A 23,114-nucleotide genomic window follows, 5' to 3' on the forward strand; every position below is an offset into this window, starting at 1 on the left:
GACGTGCGGCTCAGGCAGTCAGGAGCCGCTGCTGAACCCGAGCCGCACGCGTACCCAGGAGCGTGATCGTGACCACGCCGAACACCGCCAGCAGGCCGACCCCCACCGTCCCGGCCCAGCCGCCCGCGTGGAAGGCGAGCGCCCCGACCGTGCTGCCCGCGCTGGAGCCGATGTAGTACGCCGACTGGTAGAGCGCCGACGCCTGGGCGCGGCCCTCCGTCGCCGTCTTGCTCACCGCCGAGGAGGCCACCGCGTGTCCCGCGAAGAAGCCGCCCGTGATCAGCACCAGGCCCAGCAGGACCAGGACGAGGGAGTCGGCCAGGGACAGGACCAGGCCCGCCGCGGTCGTCGCGCCCGCCGCGTACAGCGCACCCCGGCGCCCCAGCCGCCCGACCAGGCGGCCGGCCGTCGACGCCGAGACCGTGCCCACCAGGTAGACCAGGAAGATCGAGCCGATGATGCCCTGCGGAAGCCCGAACGGCGCCTCCGTCAGCCGGTAGCCGATCACCGTGTACACGCCGCCGAAGACGGTCATGAACAGCGCGCCGATCGCGTACAGGCGGCGCAGCAGCGGGTTGGCGAGGTGGTCACGGACCGTCCCCGCCAGGACCCGGGGCCGCAGCGACCCGGCGACGAAGTGCCGCGGGGCCGGGAGCAGCAGCCGGAACGCCACCGCGCAGCCGACCGCGATCACACCGATCACGCCGAGCGCGACCCGCCAGCCCCACTCCTGGGCCACCCACCCGGTGATGACGCGGCCGCTCATGCCGCCGACGCTGTTGCCCGCGACGAAGAGACCGATGGCCGTGATCAGCGCCCTGGGGCGGACCTCCTCCGCCAGGTACGCCGTCGCGGAGGCGGGCAGGCCCGCCAGCGCCGCACCCTGGACGGCCCGCAGCGCGACCAGCGCCGGCAGCGAGGGCGCGAAGGGGACCAGGAGCCCGACCGTCACCGCCACCGCCAGCGACGCCGTCATGACCGTACGCCGCCCGAACCGCTCGGACAGGGCGCTCATGGGGAGGACGAACAGGGCCAGTCCGCCCGTGGCCGCCGCGACCGTCCAGCTCGCGTCGCTCGCCGCCACTCCGAACTCGCCGGAGATCAGCGGCAGAAGGGCCTGCGTGGAGTAGAGGAGGGCGAAGGTCGCGACACCGGCGAGGAACAGGGCGAAGCTCATCCGGCGGTAGCCGGGGCCGCCCGGGGACAGACGGGAGTCGACGACAGGAACGACGGGGTCGGCGCCCACGCGGGTGGTGGACGCCTCGGTACTGGCAGGCATGACTCGAAACTACGACCGCCTGCGTTGATGCGTCCAATGCATGAACTCGCCATAATCGTTCCCATGGTGCATCAACCCAGCTCACAGGGCCGCCTGTCACCGTCCAGTGACACAGAAGACATGCCGGAGATGTCACTGCTGCTGGCGCCGCGGCTCGCCTACTTCGCCGGTGTCGCCCGCACCGAGCACGTCACCCGGGCCGCGCTGGAGATGGACGTCCCGCAGTCCACGCTGTCCCGCGCGATGGTCCGCCTCGAACGGGACCTGGGGGTCGACCTGTTCGCGCGTATCGGCCGCACCGTCTCCCTCACCCCGTCCGGCCGTGCCTTCCTCCGGCACGTCGAACGCGCCCTCGCCGAGATCGAGCGGGCCGCCGAGGAGGTGCGCGCGGACGCCGATCCGGCCACCGGCAAAGTGGCCTTCGGCTTCCTCCACACCATGGGCTCGGAGACCGTCCCCGGCCTCATCCGCGCCTTCCGCGCCGACCACCCCCGCGTCCGCTTCAGCCTCGTCCAGAACTACGGCGAGGCGATGATCGAGCGGTTGCGGGCGGGTGAGCTCGACCTCTGCCTCACCTCCCCGGTCCCGGACGCCCCGGACCTGGTGGCCCGCCGCCTCGACGAACAGAAGCTGCGCCTGGTGGTGCCGGCGGACCATCCGCTGGCCTCGCGCAAGCGCGTCCGGCTCGCCGAGGCCGCCGACGAGACCTTCGTGACCCTGGAGCCGGGCTATGGGCTGCGCAGGATCACCGACGACCTGTGCAAGGAGGCGGGCTTCCGCCCGAGGGTGGCCTTCGAGGGGGAGGAGGCGGAGACACTGCGGGGGCTGGTGGCGGCGGGGCTGGGGGTGGCGTTGCTGCCGCCGCCGGCCGTGGCACGCCCGGGGGTGGCGGAGCTGACGGTGACGGCCCCAAGAGCGGTACGGGAGATCGGCGTCGCGTGGCTCGACGGCCACCCGGACACGCCCCCGGTGGCAGCCTTCAAGAAGTTCCTGCTTTCGAGAAGGGGGAATCTGCTGCCCGCCTAGGGGCGCGGGGCTGTTCCGATGTGCGGCTCCGCCGCGTGGGCGAGACCAGCCACCGCGCACCCGCAGCCCCCGCAACGCGCGACGCCCGAGCCCTACCGCCGCAAAGACCGCCCGAACCCGGAGGCCAACGGCATCCGCAGGCCCAACGGCGGCGGAGCGGCGAGCGCGTCCTCGACCGGCCGCGACAACGGCCGCCCGAACAGCGCCCCCATCACGAAGTCCTCCGCCAGCGCCAGCACTTCGTCCCGGTACTGCCGCAACCCGTGTCCGTCGGCGTGCACTTCGAACCGGCACACGTCCCGGTTCGCCTTCTTCGCCCGGGCCGCGAGACGGAACGACAACTCTGGGTCCGTACGCTCGTCATGCGTGCCGTGCACCACCAGCACCCGCCGCCCGACGAGCTGCTTCACCGGTTCGGGTGGCGCGGCCACGTCTTCCTCCGGCAGCCAAGGGGCGAGTGCCACAACGGAGTTGACGGCCTCGTGGCCACCCGCACGGAGTGCCGCGCGTCCGCCCATGCCGACACCGGCGAGGCACACGGAGACGTCTCCGTAGCGCCGTACGACCTCGTCCGCCGCCCAGGTGGCGTCGTGCGCGAGATGGGCCTCCGAGCCGTTCCAGCCGCGACAGCGGTAGTGGACGACGTGCGTGACCAGGCCGTCCGCGCGGCCCGCGCGGGCCAGCCGGCGGCTGAGGGCGCGGACGGAGGCGTTCGCCAGCAGGGGGGACGGTCTGCGTTCGGAGAGTTCCTCGCCGCCGGGGAGCAGCAGCACCACCCCGCTCACCGCCGTCGGTTCCGGACCCGGTGCCCGCCCCAGCCGGGCCGTGCGAACCGGCGTCGATTGCTGTGCCATGGCAGAACAGTGTCAGAAGCAACGGTGTACGCCACCTGTCGGGGCGGTCACCGTTACGTATCGGCGGAGTTGTACACCGCGCGATCTACGCGCGTAGGAGTTAGAGTGCGGAAATGACGAGCCAGACTGACCGGATGGGGAACACCCCGAGCTCGGACCAGATCCGCCGGGCGCCCAAGGTTCTGCTGCACGATCACCTCGACGGCGGGCTGCGCCCCGGCACGATCGTCGAGCTCGCCCGGGAGACCGGGTACGCCCAACTCCCCGAGACGGACGCCGACAAGCTCGGCATCTGGTTCCGCGAGGCCGCCGACTCCGGTTCCCTGGAACGGTACTTGGAGACCTTCTCGCACACCGTCGGCGTGATGCAGACCCGGGAGGCGCTCGTGCGGGTCGCCGCCGAGTGCGCCGAGGACCTCGCCGCGGACGGGGTCGTCTACGCCGAGGTGCGCTACGCGCCCGAACAGCACCTGGAGAAGGGGCTGACCCTCGAAGAGGTCGTCGAGGCCGTCAACGAGGGCTTCCGGGAGGGCGAGCGGCGGGCCAGGGCGGACGGCAACCGCATCCGCGTCGGCGCCCTCCTCACCGCCATGCGGCACGCCGCCCGCGCCCTGGAGATCGCCGAACTCGCCAACCGCTACCGCGATCTGGGTGTCGTCGGCTTCGACATCGCGGGCGCGGAGGCCGGCTTCCCGCCCACCCGGCACCTCGACGCCTTCGAGTACCTCAAGCGGGAGAACAACCACTTCACCATCCACGCCGGCGAGGCCTTCGGGCTGCCGTCGATCTGGCAGGCGCTCCAGTGGTGCGGCGCCGACCGGCTCGGCCACGGGGTGCGGATCATCGACGACATCGAGGTGCAGGGCGACGGGAGCGTCAAGCTCGGGCGGCTCGCCTCCTACGTCCGCGACAAGCGCATCCCGCTGGAGCTGTGCCCCAGCTCCAACCTCCAGACCGGGGCCGCCGCCTCCTATGCCGAGCACCCGATCGGGCTGCTGCGGCGGCTGCACTTCCGGGCCACCGTGAACACCGACAACCGGCTGATGTCCGGCACCAGCATGAGCCGGGAATTCGAGCATCTGGTCGGGGCGTTCGGTTACACGCTCGACGACATGCAGTGGTTCTCCGTCAATGCGATGAAATCAGCGTTCATTCCTTTCGATGAACGACTGGCGATGATCAATGACGTCATCAAGCCCGGATATGCCGAGCTGAAGTCCGAATGGCTGTTCCAGCAAACCGCTTCCACCAGCGGTTCTGTGCCGGACGAGGGCTGATCGAGGGATAAATCGCACATCGGAATGCGGACGGGTATTCACAATCCGTCCGCATTTTGATGTTTGCGGCGGATGGCCTGGCATGTTTACGGTCGTGGACCGCTCACACCCATCGTCATCTCATTTCGAGGACGCAATTTCATGAAGCAGTCTGCTGCCAAGACCCTCGGTGTCGCCGCCCTCGGTGCCGCCTTCGCCGCCGCCGGCGCGGGTGCCGCGAACGCCGCCCCGGCCGTTCCGGACGCCTCCCAGGCGCTGGACACCGTCACCAAGACGCTCCCGGCGGAGAACGTCTCCCGGGCGCTGCCCGGTGCCGGTGAGGCCCTGTCGCAGGCGCAGCCGGCGGTCGCCGCGGGCCTGACCGCCGTGCAGCCGGCCGCCCAGAAGGTGCTCGCCGACGGCCCGACCGCCCCGGTCGCCGGCCTCCTCGGCGGTCTGCCGGCCGGCCAGACCGGTCTGCCCACGCACGGCCTGCCCGTGAACGGCCTTCCGCTGGGCTGAGCGGCGCCCTCGAACGCCCCGATGGGGCGCACCCCGTGGAACAAGGGGTGCGCCCCATCGGCGTACGTACGGACGGGGTTACCAGGCGGCCTGCGTCCGGTCCGCCTTGTCCTCGGACGGGAACAGGATCCACAGGGCGATGTAGAGCAGGAACTGGGGGCCGGGCAGCAGGCACGAGAGCAGGAAGATCACCCGCATCGTGGTGGCCGAGGTGCCGAAGCGCCGAGCCAGCGCGGCGCACACTCCGCCGATCATGCGGCCGTGGGTGGGGCGGGCGAGGCGGTTCATCATCTGCTCCTTCGTGAGCGTCGTCGGAGGCTCTTCCACCGGCTCTTCCGGTCGCCTCATCTGCCATCAACGCTACGGAGACGAAGGGGGCAAAGCGTCGCTCTACGGTGCGATCCCGACCCTGGGAAACGTCGGGGTCCGACCCTGAGCCGCCTCCTCCTGGGGCACCTCGGTCCGCTCCAGGCGCTCGGAGCGGCGGCGCAGCCAGGCGCGGGACGCGGGGACGACGGCGAGGTGGGCGAGCAGCACGCCGAGCGTGTTGAGGATCAGGGAGTCGACGTCCGGGACCCGGCCGGGCACGCCGGTCTGGAGCAGCAGGACGCCCAGCGAGACCAGGGCCCCGGCGGCCCCCGTACGGATCAGGGACCCCAGCGGTGACGCCTCCAGCCTGCCGTGGGCCGTGGGGAGCAGGACGCCGAGCGGGGCCAGCAGGGCCAGCCCCTGGGCGATCCGGCGGGCCGCCTCGGGCCAGCCCAGCGCCAGGTCGGCCCGGATGCCGGCGAACGGCGTCACATTGGGCGGCATCACCCAGGGCACGTCCAGGGGACGCAGCGTCAACCAGGCGACGAACGCGAGGTGAGCGACGAGGAGGACACCCCCTGCCGCACGGAGTCGGATCGCGGCGTTGCCGCCGATGAAGCCTTGACGCTGCACGCCCCCCTAGACGCCACCCCCGGCACGATCGGTTCCGGCACACCCCGACACGCCTGCGTGAGGCGTATGCCACAGGGCACGCAGCCGGGCGCCACTCAAGCCACCACTCAAGCCACTCAAGCCGCTGAAGGCGCGCCTCAGGCCACTCAAGCCACTCAAGCCGCTCAAGCCGCTGAAGGCGCGCCTCAGGCCACTCAAGCCGCTCAAGCCGCGCAAGGTGCGCAAGGTGCGCCTCAAGCCGCTCCAGGAGCGGCTCAGCCGCCCGTGACCTCCGATGACGGTGGCTTGCGGCTGCTCGGGTCGGTGCGGACCTCGTCCGTGCACTCGTAGCTGCGCAGCGTGGCCTTGTCCGGGCCGCCGAGGATCACCGAGCCGTCGCCCTCGGCCGCCGCCGAGTCGGAGAACGTGCAGACGATCTGGGCGAGCGCGGAGTCGGTGAGGGCGTCCGGCGGGAAGCTGAGCCGCAGGGTGTCGTCGGGGTCGTCGGGGCGCGGCCCGCTCACCGTCATGCCGTCGCGGACCGTGGTGGTGTACCCGGCCTCCTGCTCACCGGCCGACGGTGCCGCCGCCAGCTGGTTGAGCAGCTCCTGCGCGACCTGGACCCGCCGCAGCGAGTCCGCCGTGCCGTCCTCGACGCTCACCGTCCGGTCGACGGCCACCAGCGACGAACCGCACAGCAGGAACACCTGCACGGGCAGCCCGCGCGAGGACTGCGTGGAGACGTCCGGCGAGGAGGCGGAGCACGCCACCCGGGAGGGCGCGGGGCCGAAGTCCGTCGGGACCTCGGTGGCCCGGATGCCGCAGCCGGTGAGCAGCGCGGCCAGCACCGGCAGCGCGAGGAGACGTCGTACCCTCATGAGCTCTTCTTCCCCTCGCCCTCCTGCGCCAGTTCCGACGCGTCCCGGGGCAGCCGGAGCGTGAACACCGCGCCGCCCTCGGGGGAGTTGGCGGCGGTGATCTCGCCGCCGTGGATGTGGGCGTTCTCCAGGGCGATGGAGAGGCCGAGCCCGCTGCCCTCGGACCGGGGGCGGGAGGCGCTCGCCTTGTAGAAGCGGTCGAAGACGTGCGGCAGGACGTCCGCGGGGATGCCGGGCCCGTGGTCGCGCACCTCGATGACGACCTCGGCGCCTTCCCCGCCCTCGGCGTCCGACGTCCGCACCGCGACCCGCACCGGCGAGCCGCCGTGCTTGAGGGCGTTGCCGATCAGGTTGGCGAGGATGACGTCCAGGCGCCGCGGGTCGAGGCGGGCGTGGATGCCGCGCTCGGCGTCCAGGTCGACGGCGTCCAGCCAGGCCCGCGCGTCGATGCAGGCGGTGATCTGGTCGGCCACGTCGACGTCGTCGAGGACCAGCCGGGCGGTGCCCGCGTCGAAGCGGGTGACCTCCATGAGGTTCTCGACCAGGTCGTTCAGGCGGCGGGTCTCGCTGACGACCAGCCGGACGGCGGGCTCGATCATCGGGTCCATCGACCCCGACTCCGCCTCCAGCTCCTCCTCCAGCACCTCCGTCACCGCGGTGATCGCCGTGAGGGGCGTACGCAGTTCATGGCTCATGTCCGCCACGAAGCGCCGGGACGCCTCGTCCCGCGCCGCCATGTCGGCGACCCGCTTCTCCAGCGCCTCGGCCGCGTTGTTGAACGTCCGTGACAGGTCGGCCAGTTCGTCCGTCCCGGACACCCTGAGCCGGGTGTCCAGCCTGCCCTCACCGAGCCGGCGCGCCGCGACCCCCAGCCGGTGCACCGGCTTCAACACGGTCGTGGCGGCGGCCTGCGCGAGCAGCGCCGAGCCGATCAGGGCGAGGCCGGTGGCGATGCCGAGCGACCAGGCGAGGGAGTTGAGGTCTTTCGCCTCCGGCTCCAGCGACTTCAGCATGTACCCGGTGGTGCCGCCGTTGATCACCCTCGTACCGGCCACGAGATACGGGGTGCCGTCCTCCACCACGCGCTGCCAGTACAGGTGGTAGGCGTACTCGTTGTGGGAGTCGACCTTCTGTTCCTCGTCCACCGCTGTGCGCAGCGACTTGGGCACGTCCTGGAGCGAGAAGCCGTTCAGGGCGCCGGAGTTGGCGGAGATGTCCGCGCCGTCGGCGTTCCGCGCGACGAGCAGCACGCTGAAGCGCTGGCTGCTGGTCGCCATCTCGCCCGCGACGCGCTGGAGTTCGTACTGCTCGGGGTGGGTGCGCAGCAGGCCCGCGCGGTTCTGCATCTCCTGCTGGAAGTCCCTGAGCACCGCGTCCTGGGTGCGGGTGAGCACGGCCTCGCGGTTGAGCCAGTACGCGATCCCGGACGCCGAGACGGCGGCGGTGAGCGCGACGAGACCGAAGACGACGACGAGCCGGAGTCGCAGACTGGTGAAACGCAGCCGCGACAGATGTCCCTTGCGAGCCGCGGCCCAGCCGCGGACCCCCCCTTGCGCTTGGGTCACTGAGGCGTGTCCAGCCGGTAGCCGACACCACGGACCGTACGGATCAGTGTCGGGGACGACGGCACGTCCTCGACCTTGGCGCGCAGCCGCTGCACACAGGCGTCGACCAGCCGCGAGTCACCGAGGTAGTCGTGCTCCCAGACCAGACGCAGGAGTTGCTGCCGGGACAGCGCCTGCCCCGGGCGCCGGCTCAGCTCCAGGAGCAGCCGCAGCTCGGTGGGCGTGAGCTGGAGGTCCTCGCCGTTCTTGGTGACGGTCATGGCGGCCCGGTCGATGACCAGGCTGCCGAAGGTCGCCGAGTCGTTCGCCTCCCGCTCGCCACGCCGCAGCACGGCACGGATCCGGGCGTCGAGCACCCGCCCCTGCACGGGTTTCACGACGTAGTCGTCGGCACCGGACTCCAGGCCGACCACCACATCGATGTCGTCGCTGCGCGCGGTCAGCAGAATGATCGGCAACTGGTCCGTGCGCCGGATGCGTCGGCACACCTCGAAACCGTCGATGCCGGGCAGCATGACATCCAGCACGATCAGGTCCGGCCGCTGCTCACGCAGCAGCTTCAGGCCGTCCTCGCCGGTGGCAGCGGTGGCAACCCGGTGACCCTGGCGCGTCAGAGACAGCTCCAGGGCCGTACGGATGGCGTCGTCGTCCTCGATCAGCAACAGGGAAGGCACGGGGCTCATTCTGGCCCATGGCGGGGCGGGGTTTCGACACCTGTACACCTACGTGCCCATAGCGCTGCTCTCCGTGTTCGCGCTGTGCGTCCACTGTCACAGACCCCTGTGACAGGTCTGTGACAGTCGGCGGACACGGCCATGAAGGTGCGAGGGCAAGCTTTTCGGCACAGGCAAGGAAGCACCGCGGAGACAGCGCGGGGATCCACCGCCTGAGCAAGCCGAACACCGGAAGTCCACGACGGGGGGCGCGAGATGAACACGCTGCACAGCAACAGCACCAGCGCAGTGATCACGCGCCTGCACGACGTGAACGGGGGCCGGGGTTCCGAGAAGTCCGGTGCCGTGAGCGGGCGGGGGTGCGCTCGCGGCACCGGGCGTCAGCACACCGCGTACATGACGGTGGTTGACGGTTTCACGGGGGAGACGCACGGGGGAGCCGCGTACAGGGAGGACTCGGGGGAGCGTCGTCGCTCGCTGTCGGAGGCGGAGTTCACCGCCTACGTCCAGGAGCGCCGCGCCTCCCTGTACGCAACCGCCTACCACCTCACCGGTGACCGCTTCGAGGCCGAGGACCTGCTGCAGAGCGCGCTGTTCTCGACGTACAAGGCGTGGGACCGGATCAGTGACAAGGCCGCGGTCGGGGGCTACCTCCGCCGCACCATGACGAACCTGCACATCAGCGCGTGGCGCCGCCGCAAGCTGAACGAGTACCCGACCGAGGAGCTGCCGGAGACGCCCGGCGACACGGACGCGATGCGCGGCACGGAGCTGCGCGCGGTCCTGTGGCAGGCGCTGGCCCGGCTGCCCGAACTCCAGCGGACGATGCTGGTCCTTCGCTACTACGAGGGCCGCACCGACCCGGAGATCGCGGACATCCTCGACATCAGTGTCGGCACGGTCAAGAGCAGCATCTGGCGGTCGCTCCGCCGGCTGCGCGAGGACGAGATCCTCAGCCACGGCCGTGACGAGGAGAACGCCTTCGGGGAGCTTGTCGCCTGAGGGCCGGGGGGCGCGGCACCGCTACGGGGGAGCGGTAACGGTGGTGCCGCGACACGGGGGAGCAGTACCGGGGGGTTTCACGGGGGAAACACCACGGGGGAAACGGGGGAAACGGGGGAAACGGGGAAGAGCGGGGGGAACACGGGGGAAAGCGGGGGGAGCTCCTCCACGGGGGAAGTACCGGGGGAGCACCGAGAAGCGGGGCTGGAGGGCCGGGGGGTCCGTCCAGCCCCGTTCTGGTGTGCGCGGTCAGCGGTGGACGGCCATGGGGGCCGCCTCGGTGGCGCTGTCCCCGACCGCGATGCCCTCGGCGGGATCGGTCCCCTCGATGCGGTAGGCGCCGGTCCTGCTCTCGGGGACGTCGTCCGCGCACTCGGCGACCCGGGCGGTGCCCAGACGCTCGCCGACCGTGAAGACGGACTTCTCGGTGGGCAGGTAGTCGCGGTTGTCGTACGTCACCAGCCCCGCACAGGAAGCCGAGCCCCCGGACCCGCCGCTCGATGCCGTGCATCCGTTCGCCGCCAGCAGCGCAGCGACCGCCACCACCAGTGCTCCACGTGTGATCGTCATGGCCCTACGACGCGGAAACCCCCGGGGACGTTCAGCCCGCCTGCGCCGAGGCCGCCGGACGGCGGCCCGCCGCCGCTGCCGCCAGGCGGCCCAGCGCCTCGTCCTTGTCGCAGGCGTGGGCGCCCAGCGCGGTCTGGCGGGCGATGATCGTGCGCTCCAGGCGCATCAGGCGCCAGCCGCGGCGGATCAGGAACGGCACCGACTTGCGGCCCTCCTTGAGGTCGCGCAGGAAGCGGCGGCGGAACGTCTGCACGGGGCCGCGGCTCAGGCACAGCGCGTCGGCGAGGACGCCGAGGTCCCGGCAGCGGGTGACGATCTCCGCGGCGAAGATGCCCTCCGCGATGAACAGCGGGGTGCGGCCGATGTCGACGGTCTCCGTGCCGGTGATGGCGCTGAGCGAGATGTCGTACTGCGGGACGTCCGTACGGCCCGTGCGGCACAGCTCGGTGAGCGCGGCGACCGCCGCGTCCGCGTCCCAGGACTCGGGGTGGTCCCAGTCGATGTCGGAACTCCCCGCCACCAGCGGCAGCGTCGGGTCGTCGCCTTCCTTGTAGAAGTCGTCGAGGCGCAGCACCGGGAGGCCGGAGCGGGCCGCGAGAAGGGACTTGCCGGAGCCGGAGGGGCCGCAGAGCAGCACGACACGCGTCGGTATGGACGAAGGGGAACTCACGGGACACCAGTGTGAGGCATTCACCTGCTGTTCAACGACCCCGCGGGTCGCCTTTGAAGCGCGCGTCACACCTCAACTACCCTTCGTGTCGACCCGATTACCCAGTGCGAGCCGAAGGTGGCAGCAGCAATGGCCCGACAAGCGTCCCCCTCCACCCCCACTGCCCAGCGTGCGCTGGCCGCCCTCGCGACCGCGGGCGTGGCCCTGGGCGCGGGCGCCGCGTCGGCCGCCGCGGACACCCAGCCGGTCGCCGACGAGCTGGTCCGCACCCGCCCCACCTCACTGGGCCAGATCGACCCCCAGGCCGGCCTCCAGAGCATCACCGGCACGGTCGGCTACGTCACCGGCCCGGTCGCCGGGCTCAAGCCCAACCCGCTGGCCGGGACGGGCGTCGACCCGCTCGACAACGGCCTCGGCACCCAGGTCGCCGACTTCCAGCCGGTCGCCACGCAGATGCTCACGGCGCCGGTGGCGCAGGCCCAGTCCATCGGGGGCATGCCGGTCATCGGACAGGTCACCGGCCTGCTCGGCAACGGCTGAGACCACCGCCGGGCGCAGCGGAGAGCCGCGTCTCCCCTGGACGGAGGGGAGGCGCGGCTCTCCGGACCTGGAGGGCCTTCGGCGGCTCAGTACGAGGAGCCCGACGCGCCCAGCGAACCCGTCGGGTGCCAGACCGTCTTCGTCTCCAGGAACGCCGTCATGCGGTCGATTCCGGGGACGGCCGCGTAATCCACAGGCTGTGGACGCAGCACCCGCTTCAGGTTGTCGGCCGCCGCGATCTCCAGCTCCTTCGCCAGTACGTCGTCGGCGCCCGTGAGGTCGATCGCGTTGACGTCCTGGTGCGCGGCGAGCGGCGCCGCGATCTCCGCCGTACGGCCGGACAGGACGTTGACCACGCCGCCGGGCAGGTCGGAGGTGGCCAGCACCTCGCCCAGGGACAGGGCGGGCAGCGGGGCCTTCTCGGACGCGATCACGATCGCCGTGTTGCCGGTCGCGATGACCGGGGCGACGACCGAGACCAGGCCGAGGAACGACGACTCCTGCGGGGCGAGGACCGTCACCACACCCGTCGGCTCCGGCGAGGACAGGTTGAAGTACGGGCCCGCCACCGGGTTCGCGCCGCCGATCACCTGGGCGATCTTGTCGGTCCAGCCCGCGTACCAGACCCAGCGGTCGATCGCGGCGTCGACCTGCTCGGCCGCCTTGGACTTCGACAGGCCCTCGGCGTCGGCCACTTCGCGCACGAACTGCGCCTTGCGGCCCTCCAGCATCTCGGCGACGCGGTAGAGGATCTGGCCGCGGTTGTACGCCGTCGCCCCGGACCAGCCGCCGAACGCCTTGCGGGCGGCGACCACCGCGTCACGAGCGTCCTTGCGGGACGACAGGGGTGCGTTCGCCAGCCAGTTGCCCTTCTTGTCGCTCACCTCGTACACCCGGCCGCTCTCGGAACGCGGGAACTTCCCGCCGACGTACAGCTTGTAGGTCTTGAAGACAGAAAGTCGCTCAGACATCGAGGTACGCCTCCAGGCCGTGGCGGCCGCCCTCGCGGCCGAAGCCCGACTCCTTGTAACCGCCGAACGGCGAGGTCGGGTCGAACTTGTTGAACGTGTTGGACCAGATGACGCCCGCGCGGAGCTTGTTGGCGACGGCCAGGATGCGCGAGCCCTTCTCCGTCCAGATGCCCGCCGACAGGCCGTACTGGCTGTTGTTGGCCTTGGCGACGGCCTCGTCGGGCGTACGGAAGGTCAGCACCGACAGGACCGGGCCGAAGATCTCGTCGCGGGCGACGGTGTGCGCCTGGGTGACGTTGGTGAACAGCGTCGGCGCGAACCAGTAGCCGCTCTCCGGGAGTTCGCAGGCCGGGGACCAGCGCTCGGCGCCCTCCGCCTCGCCCTGCTCCACCAGGGAGGTGATCCGGGCGAGCTGCTCGGCGGAGTTGATCGCGCCGATGTCCGTGTTCTTGTCCAGCGGGTCGCCGAGGCGCAGCGTGGACAGGCGGCGCTTGAGGGAGTCCATCAGCTCGTCCTGGATCGACTCCTGCACCAGGAGGCGGGAGCCCGCGCAGCAGACCTGGCCCTGGTTGAAGAAGATGCCGTTGACGATGCCCTCGACGGCCTGGTCGACCGGGGCGTCGTCGAAGACGATGTTGGCGCCCTTGCCGCCCAGTTCGAGGGTGAGCTTCTTGCGGGTGCCCGCGACCGTGCGGGCGATCTCCTTGCCGACGGCCGTGGAACCGGTGAAGGCCACCTTGTTCACGTCCGGGTGCGCGACCAGCGCGGCGCCCGTGTCGCCGTAGCCCGGAAGGATGTTGACGACACCCTTGGGCAGACCGGCCTGGCGGCAGATGTCCGCGAAGAACAGCGCCGACAAGGGGGTCGTCTCGGCCGGCTTGAGGACGACCGTGTTGCCGGTCGCCAGCGCCGGGGCGATCTTCCACGCCAGCATCAGCAGCGGGAAGTTCCAGGGGATGACCTGGCCCGCCACGCCCAGGGGGCGGGGGTTCGCGCCGAAACCGGCGTGGTCGAGCTTGTCGGCCCAGCCCGCGTAGTAGAAGAAGTGCGCGGCGACCAGGGGCAGGTCGGCGTCGCGGGTCTCCTTGATGGGCTTGCCGTTGTCCAGGGTCTCCAGGACGGCCAGCTCACGGCTGCGCTCCTGGATGATCCGGGCGATGCGGAACAGGTACTTGGCGCGCTCGGAGCCGGGCAGCGCCGACCACTTCTCGAAGGCCTTGCGGGCGGCCTGCACGGCGCGGTCCACGTCCGCCTCGCCCGCCTGGGCGATCTCGGACAGCACCTCTTCCGTGCTGGGGCTGACGGTCTTGAAGACCTTGCCGTCGGCGGCTTCCGTGAACTCGCCGTCGATGAACAGGCCGTAGGAGGGCGCGATGTCGACGACGGAGCGGGACTCGGGTGCGGGAGCGTACTCAAAAGCCATGATGGATCAGTCCACCGTCACGTAGTCGGGGCCGGAGTAGCGGCCGGTGGCCAGCTTCTGACGCTGCATCAGCAGATCGTTCAGGAGCGAGGAGGCGCCGAAGCGGAACCAGTGGTTGTCCAGCCAGTCCTCGCCCACGGTCTCGTTGACCAGCACCAGGAACTTGATGGCGTCCTTGGTGGTGCGGATGCCGCCGGCGGGCTTCACGCCCACCTGGATGCCGGTCTGCGCACGGAAGTCCCGTACCGCCTCCAGCATCAACAGGGTGTTGGCGGGAGTGGCGTTGACCGCGACCTTGCCCGTCGAGGTCTTGATGAAGTCGGCGCCCGCCAGCATGCCGAGCCAGCTCGCGCGCCGGATGTTGTCGTACGTCGACAGCTCGCCGGTCTCGAAGATGACCTTCAGTCGGGCCGAGGTCCCGCAGGCCTCCTTCACCGCGACGATCTCGTCGTAGACCTTCATGTAGTGGCCCGCGAGGAACGCCCCGCGGTCGATGACCATGTCGATCTCGTCCGCGCCGGCGGCGACGGCGTCGCGCACGTCGGCCAGCTTCACGGAGAGGGCGGCGCGGCCCGCCGGGAAGGCGGTGGCGACCGAGGCGACCTTCACGGTCGAGCCCGCGACGGCCTCCTTGGCGGTGGCCACCATGTCGGGGTAGACGCAGACGGCCGCGGTCGGCGGGGTCGTGCGGTCGGTCGGGTCGGGGTGGACCGCCTTGGCGCCGAGCGCCCGGACCTTGCCCGGGGTGTCCGCGCCTTCCAGCGTCGTCAGGTCGACCATCGAGATGGCGAGGTCGATGGCGTACGCCTTCGCGGTGGTCTTGATGGAACGGGTGCCGAGGGAGGCGGCGCGCGCCTCCAGGCCGACCGCGTCGACGCCGGGCAGCCCGTGCAGGAAGCGGCGCAGCGTGCTGTCGGACGCGGTCACGTCCGTAAGAGCGTGTGCGGGGGATGCAGTGGTGGGCATGGTCACCACACGAGCATATCTACGCGCGTAGCGGCTGTACACCCCCGCCTGCTGATCTCCGCCGGGCCCACCAGGTACGAGCGCCGCCGACGCCGTCGGGCAGAATCGGCCCCATGACGACCAAGGACCGGATCTACCGCTCACCCGCGGCCATCGCCGGAGGCGTGCTGCTGCTCGCCATCGCCGCCTGGCTCGGCATCGACGCCCTGGTCCAGGGCACGGGCCGCACCCCCTGGCTGGCGCTCGCCGCGATGATCCTGGTGATCCCGCTGGTCGTCGCCTTCACCCTGCGCCCGGCCGTCTTCGCGGGCGAGGACCGGCTGCGCGTCCGCAACCCGTTCCGCGTGATCGTGCTGCCGTGGAGCCAGATCTCCGGGTTCCGCTCCGGCTACTCCAACGAGGTCGTCGCCGCCACCGGCACCAAGTACCAGCTCTGGGCCATTCCGGTGTCCCTGCGCGCCCGCAAGAAGGCGGCCCGGCGGACCGCCCGGGCGGCGGCGGGCGAGCCGGCCGGCGGCCGGCGCTCGCCGGGCCTGGGGCTCGGCTTCCCGAGCACCGGCTCCGTCGCCGACGCCAAGGACGCCGCCGACGGTCCGCTGCGCGCCGAGACCGACAAGGTCATGGACGAGCTGCGGGACCTGTGGGAGTCCCGGGAGAAGGCCGAGAGCGCGCAGGGCGAGGTGTCGGTGCGCTGGGCGTACGAGGTGCTGGGCCCGGTCCTGGCGGGCGCGGTACTGCTGGTGATCCTGATCGCGACCGGCTGACCCCGGATCACGGCCCGCGGCGCCGTGATCCGCCCCGTGCTCCGCCCCCTACGGCGCGCTCGGCCACACCAGCACCATGTACGCCCCCCAGTACGCCGACCCCAGCACCGCCCCCGTCAGCGCCAGCGCGCGGTAGCGGGCCGGGACGCGGAGGAGCCGGACGGCGACCGGGAGCAGCAGCGGGAAGCCCGGGAGGAGGAAGCGGGCGCGCGGGAAGTAGACGCCGCCGCTGGCCAGGACGATCGCCAGCAGCACGCCCGCGAAGAGCAGCAGGGGAAGCGGCTGGCGGTCCCTGAGGCACAGGGCGAACAGCGCCACCGACGCCAGCAGCGTCACCGTCACCAGGACCAGGAACAGCTCGGGCGTCGAGTCCCGGACCAGCAGCTCCCGGAACCGGCGCAGGGTCTCCCGGCCCCCGTCCACGTCGTTGTGCCACAGCCGCTGAACGGCGAAATAGCCGTCCCAGCGCCCCAGCCGCAGCCCCACCCAGCCGACGTACCCGCACCAGCCGAGCGGGGCGAGCAGGGCGGCCGCGAGGACCCGTACGCAGAAGCCGCGGCGCAGGGCGAGCAGACAGGTCACCGACACCGCGGCGGCGACCGCGACACCGGTCGGCCGGGTCAGACCGGCCGCCACCGCGAGCCAGGCCGCCGTGAGCGGGCGGTCGGCGAGCAGGGCGTACAGGGCCCAGGCGGCGCACGCCGTGAACAGGGACTCCGTGTAGCCCATCCACTGCACGAGGCCGACCGGGAGGGCGGCCCACAGGATGGTGAGGAGGATGCCGGCGCGGCGGCCGTGCAACCGGTCGCCGACCGCGAAGACACCCCAGGCCGCGGCGAGGGAGGCCAGTACGGCGATCGCCAGGCCGGTGGTGGCACGGGTGCCGGGGGTGACGGCCGCGACCGCCTTCACCAGCACCGGGTACAGCGGGAAGAAGGCCAGGTTGTTCGCGTCGTACGCGGTGCCCAGCTCGTGCGCGTAACCGTGGTCGGCGATGCCCAGGTACCAGTCCGCGTCCCACTGGGTCGCCAGGATCGGCCAGACGCCATGGCCCTGCCGGTGCGCCCAGAGGGCGAGGACCAGCAGGCCCAGCATGCGTACGGCGACGTAGCCGAGGAGGGCGGGGGCGGCCCGGCGCAGGGCGGGCGCGCAGGGGCGGGCCGTGGTCGCGGTGTCGGGCCGCCGGCTGCCCGGGATGCTGGGGGCGGTCGAGGACACGGGGCGGCTCCGGGGAGTGCGGCGGACGGGTGGTCCGTTCACCGTTTCCCGGCGGGCGGGCCGTGGCGGGGAGCGTGTGCGGGGTGGGGCGCGAAATCACCCGTTGGGGTGCCCCGGCGGGCGGGGCACCCCCGGTCGTACGGGTCAGATGCCGGCCGCCGCCGACAGGTCCCGCTTGATCGTCTCCAGTACGTCCGTCGCCCTGGCGCGGGCCGCCGGGAGGTCCGCGTGGGTCGCGACCGGGACGACGACCTCCAGGTAGCACTTCAGCTTCGGCTCGGTGCCGCTGGGCCGGACGATGACGCGGGCGCCGTCCAGGGTGTACCGCAGGCCGTCCGTGGGCGGCAGCCGGTCCGTGCCCCGGGTGAGGTCCTCGGCCTCGGTGACGGCCAGTCCGGCGAGCGCGGTCGGCGGCTGCTCGCGCAGGCGCCGCATGGCGTCCGCGATGACCGACAGGTCCTCGACCCGCACCGACAGCTGGTCCGTGGCGTGCAGGCCGTGCTCGACGGCGAGGTCGTCCAGGAGGCCGAGGAGCGTGCGGCCCTCCTCCTTGAGCTGCGACGCCAGCTCGGTGATGAGCAGCGCGGCGGTGATGCCGTCCTTGTCGCGTACGCCGTCCGGGTCGACGCAGTAGCCGAGGGCCTCCTCGTAGCCGTACCGCAGGCCGTCCACGCGGGCGATCCACTTGAAGCCGGTGAGGGTCTCCTCGTACGGCAGACCCGCCTTCTCGGCGATCCGGCCGAGGAGGGAGGAGGAGACGATCGACTCGGCGAACGTGCCCCGCGCGCCGCGCCGGACCAGGTGGGCGGCGAGCAGCGCGCCGACCTCGTCGCCGCGCAGCATCCGCCACGCGCCGTCCTGCTGGACGGCGACGGCACAGCGGTCGGCGTCCGGGTCGTTGGCGACGATCAGGTCCGGGGCCGTCTCCCGGGCCTTCGCGAAGGCCAGGTCCATCGCGCCGGGCTCTTCCGGGTTGGGGAAGGCGACGGTCGGGAAGTCCGGGTCGGGCTCGGCCTGCTCGGCGACGAGGACGGGGGTGGGGAAGCCCGCGCGCGCGAACGCCGCGAGGAGGACGTCCTTGCCGACGCCGTGCATCGCCGTGTAGACGGTGCGGGCGGTGCGGGGGGAGTCCGGGGCGAGGACGGCGTCGGTGCGGGCCAGGTAGGCGTCGAGGACGGCGTCGTCGAGGGTCTCCCAGCCGGCCTCCGGACGGGGGACGTCGTTCAGGCTCACGATCGCGTCGATCTCCGCCGCGATCTCCGCGTCGGCGGGCGGGACGATCTGGGAGCCGTCGCCGAGGTAGACCTTGTAGCCGTTGTCCCGGGGCGGGTTGTGGCTGGCGGTGACCTCCACGCCCGCCACCGCGCCGAGGTGCCTTATGGCGTACGCCAGGACGGGGGTGGGGAGGGGGCGGGGGAGGACGGCGGCCTTCAGGCCCGCGCCGGTCATCACCGCCGCCGTGTCGCGGGCGAAGTCGGCGGACTTGTGGCGGGCGTCGTAGCCGATGACGACGAGGCCGTCGGTGCTGCCCTGCTTCTTGAGGTACGCCGCGAGGCCGGCCGCGGCGCGGATGACGACGGCGCGGTTCATGCGCATGGGCCCTGCGCCGAGTTCGCCCCTGAGGCCGGCGGTGCCGAACTGGAGGGTGCCGCTGAAGCGGGCGGTGAGCTCGGTGACGTCCCCCGCCTCGATGAGCTTGCCGAGTTCGTCACGGGTGTCGGGATCGGGGTCCTCGGCGAGCCAGGTCCTGGCGGTGGTGATGAGGTCGTCGTGCACCGGGGTCAGCCTCTCGTCGTGTGTGCGGTGCGGGTGCGTGGGGGTGCTGACACCCACGCGTCCCGGCCGGCTGAACGGTTCCCCCTCCAGCCGACCGAGACGGGGCGGTCAGATGCGGCCGAGCACCTGTGCCAGCAGCGCGCCCATCTGCGTCGCCGAATCCCGGCCCGCCTGGAGGACCTCTTCGTGGTTGAGGGGCTCGCCCGTCATGCCCGCCGCGAGGTTCGTCACCAGGGAGATGCCCAGCACCTCCGCACCCGCCTCGCGTGCGGCGATCGCCTCCAGGACCGTCGACATGCCGACCAGGTCCGCGCCGATGACGCGGGCCATGCGGATCTCCGCCGGGGTCTCGTAGTGCGGGCCGGGGAACTGCGCGTACACGCCCTCTTCGAGCGTCGGGTCGATCTCCTTGCACAGGGCGCGCAGGCGCGGCGAGTACAGGTCCGTCAGGTCGACGAAGTTCGCGCCGATGATCGGGGACGTGGCCGTGAGGTTGATGTGGTCGCTGATCAGGACCGGCTGGCCGGGACGCATGCCCTCGCGCAGACCGCCGCAGCCGTTGGTGAGGACGACCGTCTTGCAGCCCGCCGCCACCGCCGTACGGACACCGTGCGCGACCGCCGCCACGCCGCGGCCCTCGTAGTAGTGCGTGCGGCCCAGGAAGACCAGGGCGCGCTTCTCGCCGATCCGGTACGAGCGGATCTTGCCGCCGTGGCCCGCGACCGCCGGCGGCGGGAACCCGGGCAGCTCGGTGACCTGGAACTCGGCGTCGGGCACGCCGAGGGCGTCCACGGCCGGAGCCCAGCCGGAGCCCATCACGAGGGCGACGTCGTGGGTCTCGGCGCCGGTCAGTTCGCGCAGGCGCGCGGCGGCGGCGTCGGCGGCGGCGTGCGGGTCGCCCTGGATGTCGTCCGGAAGAAGAGATGCGTTCACGCGGATGAGCGTAGCCGCTTCCGGCCTACGCGCGTAGATGACAGAGCGAACGGGATGGCGATCGTTGTCTTGTCGTTTCCAACGAAGGGCGTGACTCCGGTTACCGGGCGGGTCAGCAGGGGCGCTTGCGCAGCTCCATCACATAGTCGTGCGGCGCGCCCGCCGATTCCGCCGCGTCCGCGATCTCGCCGAGGTAGCGGGCCGAGGGCAGGCCGCCCTCGTAGGCGTCGAGGACGTACACCCACGCCGACTCCTCGGAGTCGAGGGTGTGCACCCGGACCCGCATCCGGCGGTAGATGCCGAGCCCGACGCCCTCCCAGCGGTCCAGGGACTCCTCGTCCAGCGGGGCGATGTCGTACAGCGCGACGAAGACCTGGCAGGTGGGGTCCTCCACGATCGTCGCGAGGGCGCCCTCCCAGCCCATCTGCTCGCCGCCGAAGGTGAGCCGCCAGCCGTTGAGCCAGCCGGTCGCGCGCAGCGGCGAGTGCGGGGCGCGGCGCGTCATCAGCCGGGCGTCGAGATTGCCGGCGTAGGCGGCGTAGAGCGACATGCAGAGAGGGTACGGCAGCGGCATCCGGCGTCACTCCCGTAACAGTGGCGTCTCGGGCGGGGCCCCGGGCGGTAGCACCTTGAAGCGTGCGGGACAATGGAGTACGTGACTCGGATCGTGATCATCGGTGGCGGACCCGGCGGATACGAAGCGGCGCTGGTCGCGGCGCAGCTCGGCGCGGAGGTGACCGTCGTCGACTGCGACGGTCTGGGCGGAGCGTCGGTGCTGACCGACTGCGTGCCGTCGAAGACCCTTATCGCTACGGCCGAGGTGATGACCACCTTCGACTCGTCGTACGAAGAGCTCGGCATCATCGTCGCCGACGACACCCCGCCCCTGGAGCAGGCCGCCCGGGTCGTGGGCGTGGACCTCGGCAAGGTCAACCGGCGGGTGAAGCGCCTCGCGCTCGCCCAGTCGCACGACATCACCGCCTCCGTCACGCGGGCCGGCGCCCGGGTCATGCGCGGCCGGGGCCGCCTGGAGGGCATGCAGGCCCTCGACGGCTCCCGCAAGGTGGTCGTCAGCACCGCCGACGGCAGCGAGGAGACCCTCACCGCCGACGCCGTCCTCATCGCGACCGGCGGCCACCCCCGCGAGGTGCCCGACGCGCTGCCCGACGGCGAGCGCATCTTCAACTGGACGCAGGTGTACGACCTCACCGAGCTGCCGGAAGAGCTCATCGTGGTCGGTTCCGGTGTGACGGGTGCCGAGTTCGCCGGCGCCTACCAGGCGCTCGGCTCCAAGGTCACCCTGGTCTCCTCCCGCGACCGCGTGCTGCCGGGCGAGGACCCGGACGCCGCCGCCGTCCTGGAGGACGTCTTCCGCCGCCGCGGCATGAACGTCATGGCCCGCTCCCGCGCCGCCGCCGCCAAGCGGGTCGGCGACCGCGTCGAGGTCACCCTCTCCGACGGCCGCGTCATCTCCGGCACCCACTGCCTGATGGCCGTCGGCGCCATCCCCAACAGCGCGGGCCTGGGCCTGGAGGAGGCCGGCGTCAAGGTGCGCGACTCCGGGCACATCTGGACCGACAAGGTGTCCCGGACGACGGCTCCCGGCGTCTACGCCGCCGGTGACGTGACTGGCGTCTTCGCGCTCGCGTCCGTCGCCGCCATGCAGGGCCGTATCGCCATGTACCACTTCCTGGGCGACGCGGTGGCCCCGCTGAACCTCAAGACGGTCTCCTCCAACGTCTTCACCGACCCGGAGATCGCCACCGTCGGCTACACGCAGGCCGACGTCGACGCGGGCAAGATCGACGCGCGGGTCGTCAAGCTGCCCCTGCTGCGCAACCCGCGCGCCAAGATGCAGGGCATCCGCGACGGCTTCGTGAAGATCTTCTGCCGTCCGGGCACCGGCATCGTGGTCGGAGGTGTGGTCGTCGCGCCGCGCGCCTCGGAACTGATCCATCCCATCTCGATCGCCGTCGACAACAACCTGACCGTCGAACAGATCGCGAACGCGTTCACCGTGTATCCGTCCCTTTCGGGGTCGATCGCGGAGGTGGCCCGTCAGCTCCACACCCGTAAGGAAACCGGCGAGGTCTGACGGCCGAAACCGACTCCCCGCTGGTCACGGGGAGTTGCCGACCATTCGTGCGGCATAGTCGGGCGGAGTAGGCCCTATACCACTTCCGACTCTGCTGTGCGAACAACTTCGTTTATTCGGCGCATACTGCTGAAAGCAGACGGTCGTCCGCGTTACTGTCAGTTTCGTGTTCGCTGCAGAACGTCGCCAATTGATCCTCGAAATGGTGCGAGCGAACGGGGCCGTGTCGCTCCGTGAGCTCGCCCGCGTCGTCCAGACCTCCGAAGTGACCGTACGGCGGGACGTGCGCGCGCTGGAGGCAGAAGGACTCCTCGACCGCCGACATGGCGGTGCGGTATTGCCGGGCGGGTTTACGCGGGAGTCCGGCTTTCCGCAGAAGTCACATCTCGCGACCGCCGAGAAGACGGCCATCGCCGACCTCGCCGCGAACTTCGTCGAAGAAGGCGAAGCCATCGTGGTCGGGGCGGGTACGACGACACAGGAGCTGGCCCGCCGGCTCGCTCGTGTACCCGGGCTGACCGTCGTCACCAACTCCCTGCTGGTGGCACAGGCGTTGGCCCATGCCAACCGGGTGGAGGTCGTGATGACCGGCGGCACTCTGCGCGGTTCCAACTACGCGCTGGTGGGCTCCGGCGCCGAGCAGTCCCTCCAGGGGCTGCGGGTCTCGCGGGCCTTCCTGTCCGGCAGTGGTCTCACCGCCGAGCGCGGGCTGTCCACGTCCAACATGCTGTCGGCGTCCGTCGACCGGGCGCTGGTGCAGGCCGCGGCGGAGGTCGTCGTGCTCGCCGATCACACCAAGCTCGGCACGGACACGATGTTCCAGACCGTGCCGACCGATGTGATCACCCGGCTGGTGACGGATGAGCCGCCGGCTCATGACGACCGCGCCGGCACGGAGTTGCAGGCGCTGGCCGACCAGGGTGTGCAGATCGCCGTCGCGGGGGCGTCCGGGAAATCGGGGGCCTCGGGGACCTCGGGGGGTGATTCCGTCCCCCCGCGCCAAGCGCGCCGTGACGTCGCCCTGCCGGGGCCGCGGCGAGTACCGGGCGGCGCCGGGGCGGGACTTCGGGCAACGTCGGTTCTGAGTGAGCCGGCGTCGGGGGCGGAGCGGGCGGCGCGGGTTGCTGACATGCGGCGGCGTTAAAGGCGCCGACGCCTGATCGCCGTAGGGGTTCGTGCAATTGCGCGAGTGCACATCGTGTGTGGCTGGT

Annotated in this window: 24 protein-coding genes; 8 read left to right on the forward strand and 16 right to left on the reverse strand. The window is 71.7% G+C overall.

The annotated features are described in order from the left end of the window. Positions 1–10: 10 nt before the first annotated feature. Positions 11–1,279, reverse strand: coding sequence for an MFS transporter (locus tag DI272_RS28450; protein WP_109498066.1), 1,269 nt, complete (start codon positions 1,277–1,279; stop codon positions 11–13). A gap of 63 nt (positions 1,280–1,342) precedes the next feature. Between DI272_RS28450 and DI272_RS28455 the strand changes: the two genes are divergently transcribed. Continuing rightward, positions 1,343–2,305 carry a LysR family transcriptional regulator gene (locus DI272_RS28455; RefSeq protein WP_109498067.1) on the forward strand — a complete coding sequence of 321 codons (963 nt, stop codon included), beginning with the start codon at positions 1,343–1,345 and terminating at the stop codon, positions 2,303–2,305. Positions 2,306–2,397: 92 nt separating this feature from the next. On the opposite strand, the gene DI272_RS28460 is transcribed toward DI272_RS28455, so the two are convergent. Then, positions 2,398–3,159, reverse strand: a complete 762-nt coding sequence (locus tag DI272_RS28460) for a prolyl oligopeptidase family serine peptidase (protein WP_109498068.1) — start codon at positions 3,157–3,159, stop codon at positions 2,398–2,400. Between the two features lie 113 nt (positions 3,160–3,272). On the opposite strand from DI272_RS28460, the gene DI272_RS28465 reads away from it, so the two are divergent. Both DI272_RS28465 and DI272_RS28470 read left to right on the forward strand, forming a co-directional pair. Continuing rightward, a complete protein-coding gene (locus tag DI272_RS28465; RefSeq protein ID WP_109498069.1) occupies positions 3,273–4,436 on the forward strand; it encodes an adenosine deaminase in 1,164 nt (387 codons plus the stop codon). A gap of 141 nt (positions 4,437–4,577) precedes the next feature. Continuing rightward, the gene (locus DI272_RS28470; RefSeq protein WP_109498070.1) at positions 4,578–4,937 is read left to right on the forward strand and encodes an ATP-binding protein; all 360 of its coding nucleotides are present in this window, start codon (positions 4,578–4,580) and stop codon (positions 4,935–4,937) included. 78 nt (positions 4,938–5,015) lie between these two features. On the opposite strand, the gene DI272_RS28475 is transcribed toward DI272_RS28470, so the two are convergent. From DI272_RS28475 to afsQ1, 5 genes are all read right to left on the reverse strand, one after another. Beyond that, positions 5,016–5,225, reverse strand: a complete 210-nt coding sequence (locus DI272_RS28475) for a PspC domain-containing protein (protein WP_109498071.1) — start codon at positions 5,223–5,225, stop codon at positions 5,016–5,018. A 102-nt stretch (positions 5,226–5,327) separates the two neighbouring features. Then, positions 5,328–5,879, reverse strand: coding sequence for a VanZ family protein (locus tag DI272_RS28480; protein ID WP_109498072.1), 552 nt, complete (start codon positions 5,877–5,879; stop codon positions 5,328–5,330). A gap of 254 nt (positions 5,880–6,133) precedes the next feature. Beyond that, the gene (locus DI272_RS28485) at positions 6,134–6,736 is read right to left on the reverse strand and encodes a hypothetical protein (protein WP_109498073.1); all 603 of its coding nucleotides are present in this window, start codon (positions 6,734–6,736) and stop codon (positions 6,134–6,136) included. Continuing rightward, a complete protein-coding gene (locus tag DI272_RS28490; protein ID WP_109498074.1) occupies positions 6,733–8,301 on the reverse strand; it encodes a HAMP domain-containing sensor histidine kinase in 1,569 nt (522 codons plus the stop codon). Before DI272_RS28490 ends, DI272_RS28485 begins: the two co-directional genes overlap by 4 nt. After that, on the reverse strand, positions 8,298–8,975 hold the full coding sequence (afsQ1, locus tag DI272_RS28495; protein WP_181387337.1) for a two-component system response regulator AfsQ1: 678 nt from the start codon (positions 8,973–8,975) through the stop codon (positions 8,298–8,300). The genes DI272_RS28490 and afsQ1 overlap by 4 nt, the downstream gene beginning before the upstream one ends. A 255-nt stretch (positions 8,976–9,230) precedes the next feature. Here afsQ1 and DI272_RS28500 point away from each other — a divergent pair, with 255 nt between their 5' ends. Next, entirely contained in the window at positions 9,231–9,977 is a 747-nt protein-coding gene (locus DI272_RS28500; RefSeq protein ID WP_109498076.1) for a SigE family RNA polymerase sigma factor, read from the forward strand. Positions 9,978–10,226: 249 nt separating this feature from the next. Here the strand turns inward: DI272_RS28500 and DI272_RS28505 are convergent, their stop codons facing one another. Together DI272_RS28505 and DI272_RS28510 are read right to left on the reverse strand one after the other, a co-directional pair. Further along, a complete protein-coding gene (locus DI272_RS28505; protein WP_109498077.1) occupies positions 10,227–10,547 on the reverse strand; it encodes a DUF6281 family protein in 321 nt (106 codons plus the stop codon). Between the two features lie 31 nt (positions 10,548–10,578). Continuing rightward, positions 10,579–11,286 carry a uridine kinase gene (locus tag DI272_RS28510; RefSeq protein WP_109498078.1) on the reverse strand — a complete coding sequence of 236 codons (708 nt, stop codon included), beginning with the start codon at positions 11,284–11,286 and terminating at the stop codon, positions 10,579–10,581. A 60-nt stretch (positions 11,287–11,346) separates the two neighbouring features. Here DI272_RS28510 and DI272_RS28515 point away from each other — a divergent pair, with 60 nt between their 5' ends. Beyond that, positions 11,347–11,757: a hypothetical protein gene (locus tag DI272_RS28515; protein WP_109498079.1), complete on the forward strand. Its 411-nt coding sequence runs from the start codon at positions 11,347–11,349 to the stop codon at positions 11,755–11,757. 86 nt (positions 11,758–11,843) lie between these two features. Here the strand turns inward: DI272_RS28515 and DI272_RS28520 are convergent, their stop codons facing one another. From DI272_RS28520 to deoC, 3 genes are read right to left on the reverse strand one after another with little or no spacing between them, the layout of a single operon-like run. Beyond that, positions 11,844–12,728, reverse strand: coding sequence for an aldehyde dehydrogenase (locus DI272_RS28520; RefSeq protein WP_109498080.1), 885 nt, complete (start codon positions 12,726–12,728; stop codon positions 11,844–11,846). Continuing rightward, the gene (locus DI272_RS28525) at positions 12,721–14,151 is read right to left on the reverse strand and encodes an aldehyde dehydrogenase family protein (protein ID WP_109498081.1); all 1,431 of its coding nucleotides are present in this window, start codon (positions 14,149–14,151) and stop codon (positions 12,721–12,723) included. The genes DI272_RS28520 and DI272_RS28525 overlap by 8 nt, the downstream gene beginning before the upstream one ends. Before the next feature lie 6 nt (positions 14,152–14,157). Then, complete coding sequence (gene deoC / locus DI272_RS28530) at positions 14,158–15,123, reverse strand: deoxyribose-phosphate aldolase (protein WP_109501079.1); 966 nt, start codon at positions 15,121–15,123, stop codon at positions 14,158–14,160. Between the two features lie 107 nt (positions 15,124–15,230). Here deoC and DI272_RS28535 point away from each other — a divergent pair, with 107 nt between their 5' ends. Further along, positions 15,231–15,881 carry a PH domain-containing protein gene (locus DI272_RS28535; protein WP_109498082.1) on the forward strand — a complete coding sequence of 217 codons (651 nt, stop codon included), beginning with the start codon at positions 15,231–15,233 and terminating at the stop codon, positions 15,879–15,881. Positions 15,882–15,929: 48 nt separating this feature from the next. Here DI272_RS28535 and DI272_RS28540 read toward each other — a convergent pair whose 3' ends face one another. The 4 genes from DI272_RS28540 to DI272_RS28555 all read right to left on the reverse strand — a co-directional run bounded on the left by DI272_RS28540 (position 15,930) and on the right by DI272_RS28555 (position 20,358). Continuing rightward, positions 15,930–17,099, reverse strand: coding sequence for a hypothetical protein (locus DI272_RS28540; protein ID WP_375138072.1), 1,170 nt, complete (start codon positions 17,097–17,099; stop codon positions 15,930–15,932). Between the two features lie 144 nt (positions 17,100–17,243). Next, a complete protein-coding gene (locus DI272_RS28545; protein WP_109501080.1) occupies positions 17,244–18,875 on the reverse strand; it encodes a phospho-sugar mutase in 1,632 nt (543 codons plus the stop codon). A gap of 108 nt (positions 18,876–18,983) precedes the next feature. Then, positions 18,984–19,808 (reverse strand): purine-nucleoside phosphorylase, encoded by an 825-nt coding sequence (locus DI272_RS28550; RefSeq protein WP_109498084.1) that lies wholly within the window; start codon positions 19,806–19,808, stop codon positions 18,984–18,986. 112 nt (positions 19,809–19,920) lie between these two features. Then, the gene (locus DI272_RS28555; RefSeq protein ID WP_109501081.1) at positions 19,921–20,358 is read right to left on the reverse strand and encodes a gamma-glutamylcyclotransferase; all 438 of its coding nucleotides are present in this window, start codon (positions 20,356–20,358) and stop codon (positions 19,921–19,923) included. A 96-nt stretch (positions 20,359–20,454) separates the two neighbouring features. Here DI272_RS28555 and DI272_RS28560 point away from each other — a divergent pair, with 96 nt between their 5' ends. After that, positions 20,455–21,903 (forward strand): NAD(P)H-quinone dehydrogenase, encoded by a 1,449-nt coding sequence (locus DI272_RS28560; protein WP_109498085.1) that lies wholly within the window; start codon positions 20,455–20,457, stop codon positions 21,901–21,903. A 166-nt stretch (positions 21,904–22,069) separates the two neighbouring features. Then, positions 22,070–23,047 (forward strand): DeoR/GlpR family DNA-binding transcription regulator, encoded by a 978-nt coding sequence (locus DI272_RS28565; RefSeq protein WP_109498086.1) that lies wholly within the window; start codon positions 22,070–22,072, stop codon positions 23,045–23,047. Positions 23,048–23,114 lie beyond the last annotated feature (67 nt).

This window comes from Streptomyces sp. Act143, assembly GCF_003143935.1.
In the GTDB taxonomy this organism is placed as follows: Bacteria; Actinomycetota; Actinomycetes; order Streptomycetales; family Streptomycetaceae; genus Streptomyces.